Origin of the sequence: Selenobaculum gibii (assembly GCF_030273445.1) — a bacterium.
GTDB classification, from domain to species: domain Bacteria; phylum Bacillota; class Negativicutes; order ICN-92133; family ICN-92133; genus Selenobaculum; species Selenobaculum gibii.
In genome coordinates this window covers 613,353-629,139 of record NZ_CP120678.1, presented here as the reverse complement: position 1 = coordinate 629,139, position 15,787 = coordinate 613,353, and the positions used below count along the sequence as shown (strand labels likewise).

Annotated in this window: 14 protein-coding genes; 4 read left to right on the top strand and 10 right to left on the bottom strand. The window is 31.0% G+C overall.

The genetic code is table 11. The features are described from left to right. Nucleotides 1-121: 121 nt before the first annotated feature. Nucleotides 122-565: a hypothetical protein gene (locus tag P3F81_RS02915; protein WP_147667607.1), complete on the bottom strand. Its 444-nt coding sequence runs from the start codon at nt 563-565 to the stop codon at nt 122-124. 177 nt (nt 566-742) lie between these two features. Between P3F81_RS02915 and P3F81_RS02910 the strand changes: the two genes are divergently transcribed. Further along, nucleotides 743-1,378, top strand: a complete 636-nt coding sequence (locus P3F81_RS02910; protein WP_147667603.1) for a flavodoxin family protein — start codon at nt 743-745, stop codon at nt 1,376-1,378. Between the two features lie 281 nt (nt 1,379-1,659). On the opposite strand, the gene P3F81_RS02905 is transcribed toward P3F81_RS02910, so the two are convergent. The 9 genes from P3F81_RS02905 to P3F81_RS02865 all read right to left on the bottom strand — a co-directional run bounded on the left by P3F81_RS02905 (nt 1,660) and on the right by P3F81_RS02865 (nt 12,098). After that, the gene (locus P3F81_RS02905; RefSeq protein ID WP_147667599.1) at nt 1,660-1,986 is read right to left on the bottom strand and encodes an ArsR/SmtB family transcription factor; all 327 of its coding nucleotides are present in this window, start codon (nt 1,984-1,986) and stop codon (nt 1,660-1,662) included. A gap of 66 nt (nt 1,987-2,052) precedes the next feature. After that, nucleotides 2,053-3,804, bottom strand: a complete 1,752-nt coding sequence (arsA, locus tag P3F81_RS02900) for an arsenical pump-driving ATPase (protein WP_147667596.1) — start codon at nt 3,802-3,804, stop codon at nt 2,053-2,055. Nucleotides 3,805-3,826: 22 nt separating this feature from the next. Beyond that, complete coding sequence (arsD, locus tag P3F81_RS02895) at nt 3,827-4,201, bottom strand: arsenite efflux transporter metallochaperone ArsD (protein WP_147667593.1); 375 nt, start codon at nt 4,199-4,201, stop codon at nt 3,827-3,829. 281 nt (nt 4,202-4,482) lie between these two features. Next, on the bottom strand, nt 4,483-5,556 hold the full coding sequence (locus tag P3F81_RS02890) for a GerAB/ArcD/ProY family transporter (protein WP_147667590.1): 1,074 nt from the start codon (nt 5,554-5,556) through the stop codon (nt 4,483-4,485). Between the two features lie 33 nt (nt 5,557-5,589). Next, nucleotides 5,590-6,732 carry a Ger(x)C family spore germination protein gene (locus P3F81_RS02885; protein WP_309320607.1) on the bottom strand — a complete coding sequence of 381 codons (1,143 nt, stop codon included), beginning with the start codon at nt 6,730-6,732 and terminating at the stop codon, nt 5,590-5,592. Further along, entirely contained in the window at nt 6,719-8,221 is a 1,503-nt protein-coding gene (locus tag P3F81_RS02880) for a spore germination protein (RefSeq protein ID WP_309320605.1), read from the bottom strand. Before P3F81_RS02880 ends, P3F81_RS02885 begins: the two co-directional genes overlap by 14 nt. A 65-nt stretch (nt 8,222-8,286) precedes the next feature. Further along, nucleotides 8,287-9,381, bottom strand: coding sequence for a GerAB/ArcD/ProY family transporter (locus P3F81_RS02875; protein ID WP_147667580.1), 1,095 nt, complete (start codon nt 9,379-9,381; stop codon nt 8,287-8,289). A 43-nt stretch (nt 9,382-9,424) separates the two neighbouring features. Continuing rightward, on the bottom strand, nt 9,425-10,570 hold the full coding sequence (locus tag P3F81_RS02870) for a Ger(x)C family spore germination protein (protein WP_309320604.1): 1,146 nt from the start codon (nt 10,568-10,570) through the stop codon (nt 9,425-9,427). Beyond that, the gene (locus P3F81_RS02865) at nt 10,548-12,098 is read right to left on the bottom strand and encodes a spore germination protein (RefSeq protein ID WP_147667575.1); all 1,551 of its coding nucleotides are present in this window, start codon (nt 12,096-12,098) and stop codon (nt 10,548-10,550) included. The genes P3F81_RS02870 and P3F81_RS02865 overlap by 23 nt, the downstream gene beginning before the upstream one ends. Nucleotides 12,099-12,269: 171 nt before the next feature. Here P3F81_RS02865 and P3F81_RS02860 point away from each other — a divergent pair, with 171 nt between their 5' ends. The 3 genes from P3F81_RS02860 (at nt 12,270) to P3F81_RS02850 (ending at nt 15,760) form a co-directional block, all read left to right on the top strand. Further along, nucleotides 12,270-13,397 (top strand): ABC transporter ATP-binding protein, encoded by a 1,128-nt coding sequence (locus tag P3F81_RS02860; protein WP_147667572.1) that lies wholly within the window; start codon nt 12,270-12,272, stop codon nt 13,395-13,397. A gap of 1 nt (nt 13,398) precedes the next feature. Beyond that, nucleotides 13,399-14,970: an ABC transporter permease/substrate-binding protein gene (locus P3F81_RS02855; RefSeq protein ID WP_147667569.1), complete on the top strand. Its 1,572-nt coding sequence runs from the start codon at nt 13,399-13,401 to the stop codon at nt 14,968-14,970. A 181-nt stretch (nt 14,971-15,151) separates the two neighbouring features. Then, nucleotides 15,152-15,760 carry a GntR family transcriptional regulator gene (locus P3F81_RS02850; RefSeq protein WP_147667566.1) on the top strand — a complete coding sequence of 203 codons (609 nt, stop codon included), beginning with the start codon at nt 15,152-15,154 and terminating at the stop codon, nt 15,758-15,760. Nucleotides 15,761-15,787 lie beyond the last annotated feature (27 nt).

The window sequence follows — 15,787 nt, the reverse complement described above, 5'->3', positions numbered from 1 at the left end:
TTTCGACAGGTCATTTATATACTATTACCATATTATTAATAACGAATCAAATATAATTGCTCTTTTACTTTCGATTCATTTTATTATTAATTAAGTTATTAAGGAGAAACCTACTATAGCTTCATCCTTTATAAGCTTGAAAAGTCTTTAAAATATGTTCGGCTTCTTCAGGGAAATCATTTTGAATTGCACTTAGGTACATAAAGATACTCCCTTGATACTTCAGTGAATCTCCAAATACAATTATCTCATAGCAACTGCGAATTACATTGATTAGACAATCCTCAAAATGATCTTCTTCACACGATTTACATTGTCGTAAAATATGGGCTATTGCATCTAAAGCCGCATCATTATCGAATGAACGCAAATCATGCGGAATAGTTTCTACCCCATTCTGAACAAAAGTCATTTTAGTTTTTAAAGAATCCTTAATACAAGCCTTCGTATAGCCAATCAAACAGTTTTTATCCTTACATACTCCACAAAATTCTTCCGTTAAACAATTCTGCTCAATATCCCTTAATAATAGATTATAATTTACCTCTGTATATGAAACACCCATTTTTTATCCTCCTTACTATATACTCTTCTTTTACTATAATACCAAATAATACGAATTACAAGTTAATAATTATTATTAAGATGAATTATTTATATATATTATATTTTCTTGACTTATAGTTTACTCTAAGTAATATACTTTTAAATAAAATGATAAGATAATAATGGAGGTATTAAAATGAAGGTATTATTAGTGAATGGAAGTCCTCATGAAAAAGGTTGTACTTATACCGCATTAGCAGAAATTGCAACTACATTAGAAAGTGAAGGTATTGAAACACAAATTTTCTGGCTTGGTATAAAACCACTCTCCGGCTGCATTGCTTGTAAAACCTGCGCTAAAATTGGCAAATGTGTCTTTAATGATAAAGTTAATGAATTTTTAGCGATTGCCAATAATTTTGATGGATATATATTTGGTTCTCCTGTACATTGGGCAGCTGCAAGTGGTGCAATAACCTCTTTTATGGATCGCATATTTTACGCAGCTAATTGTTCTGGGCAAAAAATATTTTATCTTAAACCCGCCGCAGCTATTGTATCTGCTCGTCGTGCAGGAACAACAGCTGCATTTGACCAATTAAATAAATATTTTACTTTAATGCAAATGCCAATTATCGCTTCACAATATTGGAATATGGTACACGGTGCAAAGCCTGAAGATGTCAAAAAAGATTTAGAAGGGTTACAAACCATGCGGACTTTGGCGAGAAATATGGCATTCTACTTGAGATGCAAAGAAGCTGGGTTAAAAGCGGGTGTGCCTCTTCCAACTCAGGAAGTCGGCATTTATACAAATTTTATTCGTGATTGATCTTAACTGAACTGCCTTCGTTCTAAAGGTAGCTATACAAAAACGCCCAAATATTTTATTATACTGGGCGTTTTTATTCTCTCTATATTTTATTTATCCAACTACGATTCCAAAATATAAATGAATTGCAATCATTATATGAAAGATACCCGTTGATTTATTGGCTTACATAAATACACTACACCTTCATCTTTTTCACTAACCTCTTGCAAAAACTACTTATCACTTGGAGTTAAATTTAACACAAAACTTTTTTATCACTCAAGGTGTTTCCTTTAGTTTTAATGGAAAGAATTCTCACTACAATCCATTTGTTTTCCTCTTTTACTAAATTTATATTGTGCATCTACTCCTTCTAATAATTCTTTTAGAAATGGATATAGCTCATATATATTTGAAACTAGCTGATAATACACCCACTGTCCTTTTTTTTCCGCATCAATTAGCCCAACCATTCTAAGTCTTCCTAATTGCTTTGATGTGGCAGACTGAGAAATCGGTAAAATATTTTCAATTTCACAAACACATTTACTCCCACTCATTAAATAACATAGAATAGCTAAGCGATTTTGATCTGCCAACGCTTTTAGGACATCTACATATTTCATCTCATCACTTCCAATGTGTATAATTCTAGTAAGGATATAGCATTTACAGCTATATCCTTACTTTTTCTATTTCAATAAATCTAACAAATGTTCCCCTTTAATTTCTTCGCTTTTCCAAGGAATAATTGCAAAATTTCCTTTTGAAATCTCATTTACTTTATTTATCCACGGGATTTCTCCCATAGCTTTTGTTTTTAATAATGGACTTTTAGTACCTGTTTTTAACATACTATGATTGATTATCCACCATTTATTATGAATTCCTGCACGTTTCAAATCCGCTTGCAAACGCATCGCTTCATAGACTGGTGTTGCCTCTGCTAATGTTACAATGACAACGGCAGTCTCTTTTTCATCTCTCAATCTCGGCAAGAGGTTTCTTACCGATTCAGGGATATCCCCATGCGTCCTTTCTACTTCCTTGTGATAGCTTTGCGATGCATCTAACAGTAATAAGGTATGCCCCGTTGGTGCAGTATCTATGACAACGATTTCTTCATCTGCTTTTTCCACTATTTCAGCAAAGGCTCTAAACACTGCAATTTCCTGTGTACATGGGGAGCGTAAATCTTCTTCTACATAAGCGAGGTCATCTTCTGACATTGTTTCCCGTGCTTTTCCTAGTACTTCCTCTTGATATTTTTTTAATGCTAAGTTTTCATCTATTTTACTTATTGTGAGTTGTTTTGTATCTTGAATAACAAATTTTAAATGATCCGCTGGATCTGTCGTTGTTAAATGGACTTTTGCTCCATGGCTAGAAAGCCCCATTGCAATCGTAGCCGCTAGCGTTGTCTTGCCAACGCCACCTTTCCCCATAGTAAAAACCACACGCTTTTTAGAATGATACAGATCATCAATAAAATTCTTCAAGGATGATGGATTTTCTTTATGCAAAGTATAATTTACAGAATCTAAAGTATCTTCTTTTAACATTTTTCTAATATTATTGATACCAGTTAAATGATATGACCTAAGTGGAATCATATACGTAGCTAATTCGCAGATTTCCTTTGGAATAATTTCTAATGCTGCTTCTTGTTTTCTGTACACTCCTTCTGCAACTTTATCATTTTCTATATCAGGCAGATAAACGCCATTGATAATTAAACATTGATTTTTAACACCAAGTTCTTTTAACTCCATAGATGCTCTAGCTGCCTCTTTTAGTGGTGTATCATCGGGTCTTGTCACTAAAATCAAGGTTGTCATTTCAGGATTTGCTAACATTTTTACTGCCTGTTTGTAAATCTCTTTGCGCTCTTCAAGCCCAGATAATTGACCTAAACAAGAAGCACCATGTGTACTTTCACTAATAAAATTGCTCCACGCGGATGGTAGTTGCAACATCCTAAGTGTATGTCCTGTAGGTGCTGTATCAAAAATAATGTAATCGTATTCTTTTTGCATTGCTTGATCGGTAATAAAGTTCGAAAATTCATTAAATGCTGCAATTTCTACTGTACAAGAACCAGAAAGTTGTTCTTCCATATTTTTAATGATACTTTCTGGCAACTTTCCTTTATATGGGGCAATAACTGATTCACGATATGCTTTCGCTGCTGCCTCTGGATTTAAATTTGCAACTACAAGGTTCGAATTTTCCTGAATCGGTGTTCCTTCGCTTGATAACTCTATTCCAAATACATCTTGCAAGTTTGATGCAGGGTCAGTACTCACTAAAAATATCTTTTTCCCTTGGTCGGCTAATGTTAATGCTGTCGCACAAGCTACAGATGTTTTTCCTACGCCACCTTTACCGGTAAAAAACAAGTATTTTGTTAGTGAAATTTTATCTATCTCAAATTGCTTATACACTCGCTTATCCTCCTAAAAATTTTTAACAACAGCCTTTTCCGCCACAGCACCCACTAGACTTTTTATGCTTTGCCATCTTTGCAAACTCCTCTTCTGGCAGACCCGTCCATTTAGAAAATTCTTCATTTGTCGGATATTTTCCACTTTTAACAATTTCGCCATCTACCATAGTAATTGGTAAAGCCTTTTCATTGTACTTTGTTAGCATCTCGCTTACTTTAGTATGATTGATAAACGCCTGTGGATTGCTTGCTAATCCATAACGCGTAATTTTTATTCCTTTTTTCTCAATATTATGAATGACTGTCGCAACTCTAAGTAATTCTTTATCCACACTCGGACCACATACTCCTGTTGAACAACACATTGCAGGATCAAAAATTTCAATTTTACTCATAGTAAAAACTCCTTTTTATATTAGCTACACGCTAATTTATTTCCAATCTGTATATGACTATATTGTAATATATTCATATACGGAGTAAGTTGTTCTGATTTATATTTTTTCAGATCAAAATTTTTGATGTATTTTGTAAAAATTATATTTACAAAATAAAAAAGAACCTCAATCATCTGAAGTTCTTAAAAATACTAGGAGTGTCACTGAGTCCGATACAATTAATTTGTAATCTAAAAAGCAACCTCCTCCAACCCGTTATATGCTTATTTATCCTCTTTTTATTTTCCTACTTTTAGCTCGGCACCAATCCATATCATAACAGGAATAAGCATCTGAAAGAACAAAATATAAATTTGATAGACGTCCAAAAATTTTAATAAATCCATTATACTATTAAACCCTAAAATACTTATTACTAAAACACTTATACTCAGGATGAATAAAATTAATCCCTCATTTCTATTATCAAATAAACATTTCACTCCTTTTACTGCTGCCGATAGACAAATTGATATTTTAGCAATACATGCTAATAGAAAATTGAAAAAAATAATCATTTCAATTCTTGAAAGAAAATCACCAATGCTGATCAATCTCGCTACAGTATAGATTGGGAAATAAGAACTTTCCAACATAGGAATACCTAAAACCATAGCACTAATTAAAAATATAGCGATAAAGATTATCATGGCAATAAAAAAGCCAAAAAAATAAATCATATAAGGATTTTCACGATTTCTAATAAAATCTTCAAATGTTAAAAATAATATTGTTCCGATAAAAGTAGTCGAAAGAATCTTTAAACTTGCCTTTACAATGTCAATTGTACTATGTTCAAAAATTGGTAAAAGGTTGGTATATTTCATTTCTGGCATAGATGCGATTAGTATATACAGCAATATAAGAAAATATATTGGAAAAACAAATATACTCCACTTTTTTAAAGTGTTTATTCCACTAAAAGTTAAATAAGTAGCAGCGATAACAAGTAAAATCATAATAGGAATCACAGGCGTCTCTACTAAGGTCACTATCTTAATAAATTCTGAAATAAGTTTAATAACAATAGTGCTAAGATAAATCGCATACACTATTATTAAAGCAGTAATTATTTTTCCAATTATTTTTCCAAATATCAATTCCGTAATATCATATAAATTTTTTCCTGGGAATAAACTATTAATTCTAGCATACATAAGAATAAAAATGCTTCCAAATGCTAATGCAAGTATTATCGAGATCCAATTGTCTTGCCCTACTCCCCAACTAATCCCTATAGCAGAATTACTCCCAAGTAAAAACAATACCATCATATAAATTTCTGTTTTCATTGATGTTATTTTACTCTGCATAACAATACCTCTTTCATCACTTCTGATCCCTCTTTATTTCGTTAGCCCTGTATTTGTTATGACAAATTCATGTCTTATTTCGACTTCCATGGTTTGAATATAGTAATCCCACTCTTCTCTTAACTTGTACCATAGCTCTGGATCACTTTTGTGAATCATTGTTCCAACTCCTAAAAGGTCACAATTTAATTCTTTTTTTCCTTTGTTTATTAGTGACTCTAACCTTTGCAAAGAATCTAATTTAGCCGCGGATTTAAATTCTTCGATAGTCTCTCTCTTTGAAAGGTCAATATCAAAATTTACTTCACTCACTTTTGCTACACTACTCATATCCAAAAAAATTTTTAAACGGTTTTCATTATAAGAATATGACATTTTCGTCTTATTTTTCTCTAATTCAAGGACAATTTTATCTTGACTATCGTTTAAAGGGACTGTGATTATACCTCTATTTATCTCATTAGTAGCCAAAAGATAAGTATATGTTTCTTCTGGAGATAAATATCCTTTCAGCTTATCTCCTTTAAAAATAGCAGTTCCATTTAATTCTACGATCTTTTTTTCTTTATTGTTTTTACAGCGGACAGCAGGTAAAACTAATGGAATTTCGTCTTTACCATGTAAAATATCAAAAGTTTTGCAAATATTAACACCTTTACTTGAGGCTGTTGTTTTCCATCCACTCCTTATAATTTTTTCAAGCTCTTCGGAAACTATTTTATTATCAACACCATTTGACATTAAAACTTCTTTCGCAGTCTTTTCCTGCGAAAGAACCGGTATTATTGTTTCCCGCATCTCCGCATCTCTGGCAAAAAAATCTAAAATGGAATTTATCCCCTCTTTTCTTGCAATTTGATTGCTAATAATAACAACCTTTATATCACCCATATATAATTTTTTTGCTAATTTTCTTTTTGCATTTCGAATTGCTTCAAATATCGTTCTTCCTTCTACCTCAACTAGTTGAGATTTACTGGGTTCTTTCTTGCTTGTTTCTGAAAAATCTATAAATTCTATCGTTAGTTTATAATTATTATTTTCCTCGTTTCTATCAATGGCTATCCCTGTGAAAACTGATAGTGTATCCAATCCCCGATAATTCCAGCAGCCACTGAGAGGAATGCATATCCCAATGATTAACATAATGCTAATTAATTTTTTAATTACATTCACCTTTATCACCATTCAGTCTTTTTTTATTTTCAGTTAAACTTGAAGGACGCTTAATCATTTTCCACCAAGGACCTCTAATAAAAGTATCTTTAACTTCCTGATACTTCATATTATCCATAGATATTATTTGAGGTATTCCAAAGGAATGTAAATTTAAAAGATGTGTTAATATCATTGAACAGCCGATAACAAAACCTAATAATCCAAATGTAGATGATAATAAAATCAGCAATGTTCTTCCATAAATAATAGAAGCATTCATTTTAGGTACTAAAAATCCAGAAATTGCTGTAAGAGCAACAACAATAAGCATTGGAGCAGCTACAAGTTTTGCAGCTACTGCCGCTTGCCCGACAACAATTGCTCCAACAATACTCAAGGCTTGTCCAATTCCGGTAGGAATTCGTATTCCAGTTTCTTTTAAAATTTCGAATAAGATGAGCATAACAATAAGTTCTATCACCGCTGGTAAAGGTGCTCCAGTACGTTCTCTAACGAGATTAATCAAAAGAGTAGTTGGATATACTTCCTGATTGAATGCAACGGTTACCAAATAAAATGCAGGAAGAGTGACACTCAGAATAAATCCAAATATTCTCAATATCCTACTCAATGATGCATAATAATAGTTTAAATAATAATCTTCATTACTTTGAAAGTTTTCAATAAATAAATAGGGCAATGTCAATACAACCGGCGATCCATCAACAAATAAAGCAATTCTTCCTTCTAACAGCTTTCCCACAACGACATCCGGTCTTTCCGTATATCCAATCGTATTAACCGGTGACAGTTTTGAATCTTGAATAAATTCTGTTATATAATGGCTATCTAATACACCATCAATATTTATTGTTTCAAGTCTACGATAAAGCTCTTCAAGTACTTTTTTATTAACGATATTATCAAGGTAACAAATACAAATCTGCGTATGTGTCTGCACACCAAAACTTTGAAATTTCATTTTTAAATCATTATTTCGTATTTTTCTCTTAACCATTGAAAGATTAGTCATCAACGCTTCAGAAAAGCCCTCTCTCGGACCTAGTAAAACCTTTTCATTAGAAGGTTCAGTGATTCCCCTCGTACTAAAACTCTTGCTATTTAAAATAAGAGCTCCTGCTTCACCGTCTATAAAAAGTATGGAATCTCCATAAGTAACTGACTCAATAATTTCTTTCCATTGCGTTGTTTTCTTTATCTGATTGATTGAAATAACCTGATGCATTAATACATCTATTTGCTCTCCTTTTTTTAAAGAAACTTTAGATGATATTAGTGGTTTTATGATATTATTATTAATTATTTTAGAATCCACAAGACCGTCATTTTGTACAATACAATACTTCAATGTAGTATCATTGCAATTCGTTATCCATCTCATTCCAATTGTAGCATCATCAGCAAATATACTTTTTAGTTGAGCAATATTGCGTTCTAATGATGTAAATATTACATCTGTATTTATATTTAAGCCTTTTCTTAACATAAAATTTTCCTCCATGACGAAACTTTATTCATCTGGTATTTTCTGAAATTTATGAAAATCTTATTTTATTGAATACTTGCTCTATTATTTTTATAGAACTTTATCTCAGCACCAATCCATACAAACAAAGGAATAATAATTTGAAAAAAAACTGCATAGTACTGGTAAATATCAATAAAACTCAACATCTCAAAAAAATTCTTAAATTGAAATCTGCTCAATAATAAAACAATTAGCGAAATAAAGCATACCATTTTCCAGTTTTTAGATGTATTAAATAACTTTTCAGCTCCTTTTATCGAAGCAAATAAACAAATTGATATTTTGGTTATACCAGCTAATAAAAAATTATAAAATATCGTTACTTCGATTCTCGAAAAAATTTCAGCTATATTAAGAATTCTCGTTGCCATATAGGCAGGAAAATATGATTTTTCTAACATGGGATGCCCCAAGATTATAAGATTACGTAAAAATGTACCCGCCAAAAGCAAAGTTCCTAAAAAAATTCCATATAAATAAATTTTATATGGATTATCCTTTTTTTTAATAGAATCTGCTAATGTTAAAAAAAGTACTGTTTCAGCAAAGGGAAATATAAAAAGTTTTAACGTTGTTGAACCTATAGTGCTCAAATCATATGTTAGCATAGGCAAAAGACGAGATATTTCTACATCCTTAATAGATAAAACTACAGTAAATAAAAAAACCATCACTACAAAAATTATTGCAAACATCACCCATCTGGCAAAGGTCTCTATTCCACTAACAACCATATATCCAGTGACACCAAGGATTGCTATCATTATTACAATCTGTGGCGTTTCTTCCAAAGTCACAATATTGATAAATTCCGAAAAATTTCTTAACACTAATGACGCTAGATGAATTGCATACCACATCATCAACACAGTTATAATTTTACCAATTAATTTTCCAAATACCAGCTGTGCAATATCATAAAAATTCTGTTCAGGAAATAATCTAATCAATCTAGCGTATATAAGCGCGAGTATACCCCCTAAAATAGCAGCTGTCATTACTGCAATCCAAGTATTCCCGCCTGTACCGATTCCCATTCCTAATAAAACACTACTTCCAAATAAAAATAATATAATCATACAAATCGCTTGATGCATTGAGATTCTATCATTTTGCATAAAAATACCTCTTTCATTTGCTATTAACTTTATCAATATTTCATTATTTAATTAATCCTGTATTTATGATTTCAAATTCTGGTCTTATTTCAACCTCTATATTTTTCGGATATTCATTCCAATCTTCATTTAATTGTGACCATGATACTAAACTCTTTCTTTTAACCATTTTCCCAAATTCAAATGCATCACAAGCAAAATCTTTATCTACTTTTTCGATTAATGTTTTTAATTTATCTGAAAATACCATTGTAGCGACAGTTTTTATCTTATCTATATTTTCTTTTTTAGATAGATCTATATCGTTACCATTTTCACCAATTGATACTGTTGTCTTAATATCTAAGTACACTTTAAGTCGGTTGCCATCGTAAGCATATGATTTTTTCGTCTTATTTTTAAATATTTCAAAAGAAATAGTATCTTGTTTTTTTTCATTTAACGGAAACGTTAAAATGCCTCCCTTAATTTCGTCAACAGCGAAAAGATAATAACGTGTTTCTTCCGGCGATAAATATCCTTGCAACCGATCTGCTTTAAAAATTGCCACCCCATTAACCTCAACAATTTTTTTATCTTGATTTGTCACGCAGTGAATAGCAGGCAAAACAAAAACAGAGTTTTCTTTTTCTAATTCATTTACAATTTTATACATATCAATGTTTTTTGTCGAAGCTGTCACTTTATTATCCAAATCAAGAATTCTCTCTACTTCTTCAGAAATAACTTTATGATCAACTGCACTTGCCGTAAGAATTTCTTTTGCAGTCTTTTCTTGAGAAATAATTATAGAAAAGGTCTCCCGCGGTTTTTCATTTCTTATAAACCAGTCTAAAAGATATTGTATCCCTTCTTCACTAGCAATCTGATTACTAATCACAAGAAGCTGCATATCAGAAAAGTATAGTTTTTTCGTTAAACTTTTTTTCGCATTTCTAATCGCTTCATAAATCGTCTGACCTTCCGTTTCAATAATTTTAGCTTTACTTACCCCGTCTTTCCCCGATAAATCAAAGATTTCTATAGTTAGCAGATAATTATTATTTTCTATATTTCTATCAATCGCAACTCCTGCAACAATAGAAATCTCATTTAATCCATTATAGTTCCAGCAACCACTAAGCAAGAAACAAAAAATAACGATAAGTAGAATACTAAATAACCTTTTAATCGAACTCACCTCTATCACTATTTTTCAACCGTGTTTTATTCTTTGATAAGTTTAATGGACGATTGATCATTTTCCACCAAGGTCCCCTTATAAAAATATCTTTTAATTCTTGATAATTGAGTTTATCTATAGCATGGATTTGTGGAATGCCAAATGAATGCAAATTTAGTAAATGAATTAATAAACCGGAAAGCCCCAAGATAAAGCCTATTAAACCTAACGTTGATGACAGAACAAGTAATATCAATCGAACATATGCAATCGGCGCATTTAGTCTTGGAGCTAATAGCCCAGTAATTGCTGTAGTTGCAATTACCACAACCATAGGGGCAGATACTAATCTAGCTTCTACAGCTGCCTGCCCAATAACAAGAGCACCAACAATACTTAGTGCTTGTCCAATACTAGAAGGGATTCGTATGCCAGCCTCCTTTAAAATTTCAAATACGAGTAACATCAAAATAGCCTCTAGTCCTGCAGGTAAAGGGACATCTAAACTATCTCTAGCAATATTAGTTAATAGTACCGTCGGCAATATTTCGTGATTATATGCAGCAAGTAAAATATAAAAGGATGGAATTGTTATCGTCAAAATAAAGGCAGCAATTCTTAATATTCTTTCAAAGGAAGTATAATAAAAGCTCATATAATAATCTTCATTACTTTGGAAGTTCTCAATAAAGAAATAAGGAATTGTTAATACAACCGGCGATCCATCAACAAATAAAGCAATCCGGCCCTCCAAAAGATTTGCAACCACAATATCTGGTCGTTCCGTATATCCTGTACTCCTAAAAGGAGACCATCTAGAATCATTTATATACTCCGTAATATAATTGCTATCTAGCACCCCATCAATTTTAATCTTTTCAATCCGTTTTTCAAGTTCATCAAGTATTTTTTTATTTACAATACTATCAATATAGCAAATGCAGATTTGTGTATGAGTTCTTACACCTAGACTCTGAAACTTTATTTTTAATTCATTAGTTCTTAATCTACGCTTAACTAATGAAAGATTCGTCATTAAAGATTCACAAAATCCTTCGCGAGGACCACTGATAATTTTTTCACCAGAAGGCTCATCAATAGAACGTATACTAAAACCTTTGCTATTTAACAGAAGTGCTTCTTTCTCGCCTTCCATAAATAAAATTGTATCCCCATAAGTAACAGCTTCTATAATTTCTTGCCAATCTTTTGTTTTTTTTATCTGATTAACTAAAAGAACTTGTTGAATCAAAGTGTCTATTTGTTTTCCTTTGGTAAGTAATACATCCGATACCATTAAAGGCTTGATAATATTTTCATTTATAATAACAGAACTAACGAGTCCATCATTTTGAACTAGACAATATTTAAGAATTTGATTATGAGAGTTTGTAATCCAACGAAAGTTTATCGTCTCATCATCAATAAAAATTGATTTGAAAATTTCAATATTCTTTTCCAAAGAGGTAGAAAGAGGTTGTTTTATATTTATTGCAACAGAATCTTCATTGCTATACTTTTCTTTTTTATTACTTTTTAAAAATTTTTTTAGCATAAAAATCCCCCCATAATGGAAATTCATAACTATATATATTATTGAATCATTTTAAAATAATTATTCCTAATCAAGACATATCACTTTATTTAATAATAGCTTACATTGATTAACTAACAACTTTATGTTATAATTGGATTGTTAGTTAGTTAATTTTAAGGGGGTAACCATTTGATAAAATTTGAAAATGTTAATAAAACTTTTAAAGACTCTGTTGTATTATCCAATCTTTCATTTAACATTCAAAAAGGAAATTTAATTGCGATTATCGGCGGTAGTGGATGTGGAAAAACTACTACGCTAAAAATGATTAATCGTCTTATAAAGCCAACCCATGGAAAGATATTTATTAATAATGAAGATATTTCTACACTAGATGTAATAACATTACGTCGTAATATAGGATATGTCATTCAACAAGGCGGATTATTTCCACACATGACAATTCGAGAAAACATTGAATTAATTCCACACATAGAGAAAAAAGAAAAAAAGAAAATTATAAATAAAACAGCAAATTTAATGGAAATGATTGCACTAGATCCAAACTGTTATCTTGATCGATATCCAAATGAACTAAGTGGCGGTCAACAACAACGAATTGGGATAGCTCGCGCATTTGCAAATGATCCAGAAATAGTATTAATGGATGAACCATTTTCTGCATTAGATCCTATTACAAGAAATAGTTTGCAAGATGAGTTATTGATATTGCAATCAAAGTTTAAGAAAACTATTGTTTTTGTTACTCATGATATGGACGAAGCAATAAAAATTGCTGATAAAATATGCATTTTAGAAAAAGGAAGCATCATTCAATATGATACACCTGAAAATATTTTAAAAAATCCAATAAATTCTTTTGTATCTTCATTTGTAGGCAAAAATAGAATCTGGAATTCTCCTGAATATATAAAAGCCGCCGATATTATGCTGGAGCACCCTATTACTAGTACACCAGAAAATTCTCTATTTAAATGCATGGAAAGAATGCGTTCATCACATGTTGACAGTCTAATGATTGTTGAGCATAGTTGCCGAAAATTGATTGGCATTTTAAAGGCGAATAGTATAAGATCCGTAGAAGATAAAAGTCAACCCGCAAGTGCATTTATGGAAACTAATATAGTTTATGCATCTCCTCATGATACAATTGTTGACATCTTGGAATTAGTAAACAAGTATCGATTAGAGACAGTTCCTGTTTTAAATGAAAAAAAAGTTTTGCTTGGTATAATTACTAATAGTAGTTTGGTTACAACATTTAGTCAGCAATATATAGAAGCGAAGGTGATATAATATGGAATTAATCCAATACTTTATAAATCATCAATCGCAGATATTTAATTTATTAATGGAACATATACAGTTGACATTTATTTCAGTTATGTTAGCTACGCTCATTGGAATTCCTACAGGAATTTTAATTTGCTATATAAAAAAATTAGATAAACCTATCCTAGGCGCAGCAAATATAATTCAAGCAATTCCTTCTATGGCATTATTAGGATTTGCGATACCACTCTTTGGTATTGGGACAATTCCTGCTGTTATTACAGTTACTTTATATTCACTCCTACCAATTATAAAAAGTACTTACACTGGTATTATCAATATTAACCCACAAGTATTAGAGTCCGCCAAGGGTATCGGTCTTACTAGATTTCAAGTACTATATAAAATTCAAATTCCATTAGCACTTCCTGTAATTATGTCTGGTGTAAGAATCTCATCCGTAACAGCCGTAGGGTTAATGACTATTGCAGCTTTTATTGGCGCAGGAGGGCTTGGTTATTTTGTTTTTTCAGGAATTCGTACTGTAAATACTTTGCAAATTCTAGCTGGAGCAATTCCTGCCTGTCTTTTGGCACTTGCAGTTGATTATATTGCCAATATTGTAGAAAAACTCGTAACTCCAATAAATTTACAGAATCAACCAAGTAAGTCAATGAAAAATTTAAAAGAAAAAAGATTGTATCATAAGATGATTTTAATCTTTACCTCTATTTTTTTAGTAGGGATATTTTTTTTATCGTCAGATAGTGCAAATAATTCCCATCAGAAAACGCTCTCTATTGGGAGTAAGGATTTTACTGAACAACACATCATTGCAAACATGCTTGCAGATATAATTGAAGCTAATACTGACATAAAGGTAAGCAGAGAAATTAATTTAGGTGGCACACAAGTTTGTTTTGGTGCATTACAATCTAAAAATATAGATATGTACGTTGACTATACCGGAACAATATACGGTGAAATTTTAGGCTATACACCTACAAATAATATAGAAAAAGTTTATTTGACTTCTAAACAAGATTTATTTCAAAAATACAATATGACAATATTAAATCACTTGGGATTCAATAACACTTACACGATGGCTGTTCGCCAAGATACAGCACAAAAATACCATTTAAAAACTATAAGTGATTTATCAAATATAGCGTCCTCTTTAAAAGCAGGGGCAACATTAGAATTCCTAAATCGAAAAGATGGCTTACTTGGAGTAACGGAAACTTATGGATTCAATTTTTCTGGAACAATTGGACTTGATGGGGCATCACGATATATTGCTTTAAATAATAATGAGATTGATATCATAGATGCTTTTTCTACTGATGGTTTAATAAAAAAATTCGACCTAGTTATTTTAGAAGATAATAAAAATTTCTTTCCTCCCTATTATGCAGTACCGATTATAAATAACGATACATTAGAAAAATATCCCGAAATTACGCCATTAATTGAAAAGCTAGGAGCAGTTTTAAATAATAATGTTATGATTGAATTAAACTATAAAGTTGATGAGCTTCAAATAGATCCATCTGTCGTATCTAAAGAATTTTTAAAAGAAAATAATTTAATTTAAATATATTTATGCAATGCCTTCTTTAAGGTATTGCTTTTATTTTATCTAACAAAAAGTTATTTAATTATTTCTATTATTTCTTTAGGCAAAGTTATAACTGAATCATATAAAAACTATTGTATAAAATTTTTAATAAGGTATAATTAGAATGTTTTTATTTATTCTATCTGGAGGCATTTGAATGAGTTTACCTATATATCAGTCTATTGCAATAGATATTGCAAGACGGATTGTAAATAAAGAATTTTCTATTGGTGACAAAATTTCTGGCAGAACCTTATTATCAGCACATTATGGAGTATCCTCTGAAACTATACGCAAAGCGATAGCAATTTTAAAAGAAGTAAATGTTTTATCAGTATCACAAGGAAAAGAAGTAGAAGTAATTTCGCAAAAACAAGCATTTTTATTTCTCACAAATCAAAAAGAAGTGGAGTTAACTTATTCATTAAAACAAGAATTAGAAATGCTATTAAAAGAAAAAGAAAAAATTGACCTTCGATTTCGTAAAGTTACCAGTGATATAATTAATTATTCAGATCGTCTTAAAAACATTAATCCTTATAATCCTTTTGAAATTCAATTAACATCCAATTGTTCAATTGTCGGTAAATCTTTGAAGAGTATTAACTTTAGGCAAAATACAGGATCATTAATCATCGCAATAAGAAGAGAAAAGGAAGTGTATATTGCCCCTGATCCCAATGAACTTCTAAAAACTGGTGATAGACTTGTTATCGTAGGATCACAAGAATCTTTACAAGCAGTAAATGATTTCATTTATAGCTAAAAATATATTACCCGTATATCTTCGATA

Bases quoted from the DNA above. Each gene is read 5' to 3' on its own strand.
- P3F81_RS02880 (WP_309320605.1), bottom strand. From the start codon at position 8,221: ATGTTAAGAAAAGGCTTAAATATAAATACAGATGTAATATTTACATCA.
- P3F81_RS02850 (WP_147667566.1), top strand. From the start codon at position 15,152: ATGAGTTTACCTATATATCAGTCTATTGCAATAGATATTGCAAGACGG.
- P3F81_RS02905 (WP_147667599.1), bottom strand. From the start codon at position 1,986: ATGAAATATGTAGATGTCCTAAAAGCGTTGGCAGATCAAAATCGCTTA.
- P3F81_RS02855 (WP_147667569.1), top strand. From the start codon at position 13,399: ATGGAATTAATCCAATACTTTATAAATCATCAATCGCAGATATTTAAT.
- P3F81_RS02910 (WP_147667603.1), top strand. From the start codon at position 743: ATGAAGGTATTATTAGTGAATGGAAGTCCTCATGAAAAAGGTTGTACT.
- P3F81_RS02865 (WP_147667575.1), bottom strand. From the start codon at position 12,098: ATGCTAAAAAAATTTTTAAAAAGTAATAAAAAAGAAAAGTATAGCAAT.
- P3F81_RS02890 (WP_147667590.1), bottom strand. From the start codon at position 5,556: ATGCAGAGTAAAATAACATCAATGAAAACAGAAATTTATATGATGGTA.
- P3F81_RS02915 (WP_147667607.1), bottom strand. From the start codon at position 565: ATGGGTGTTTCATATACAGAGGTAAATTATAATCTATTATTAAGGGAT.
- arsD (WP_147667593.1), bottom strand. From the start codon at position 4,201: ATGAGTAAAATTGAAATTTTTGATCCTGCAATGTGTTGTTCAACAGGA.
- P3F81_RS02875 (WP_147667580.1), bottom strand. From the start codon at position 9,381: ATGCAAAATGATAGAATCTCAATGCATCAAGCGATTTGTATGATTATA.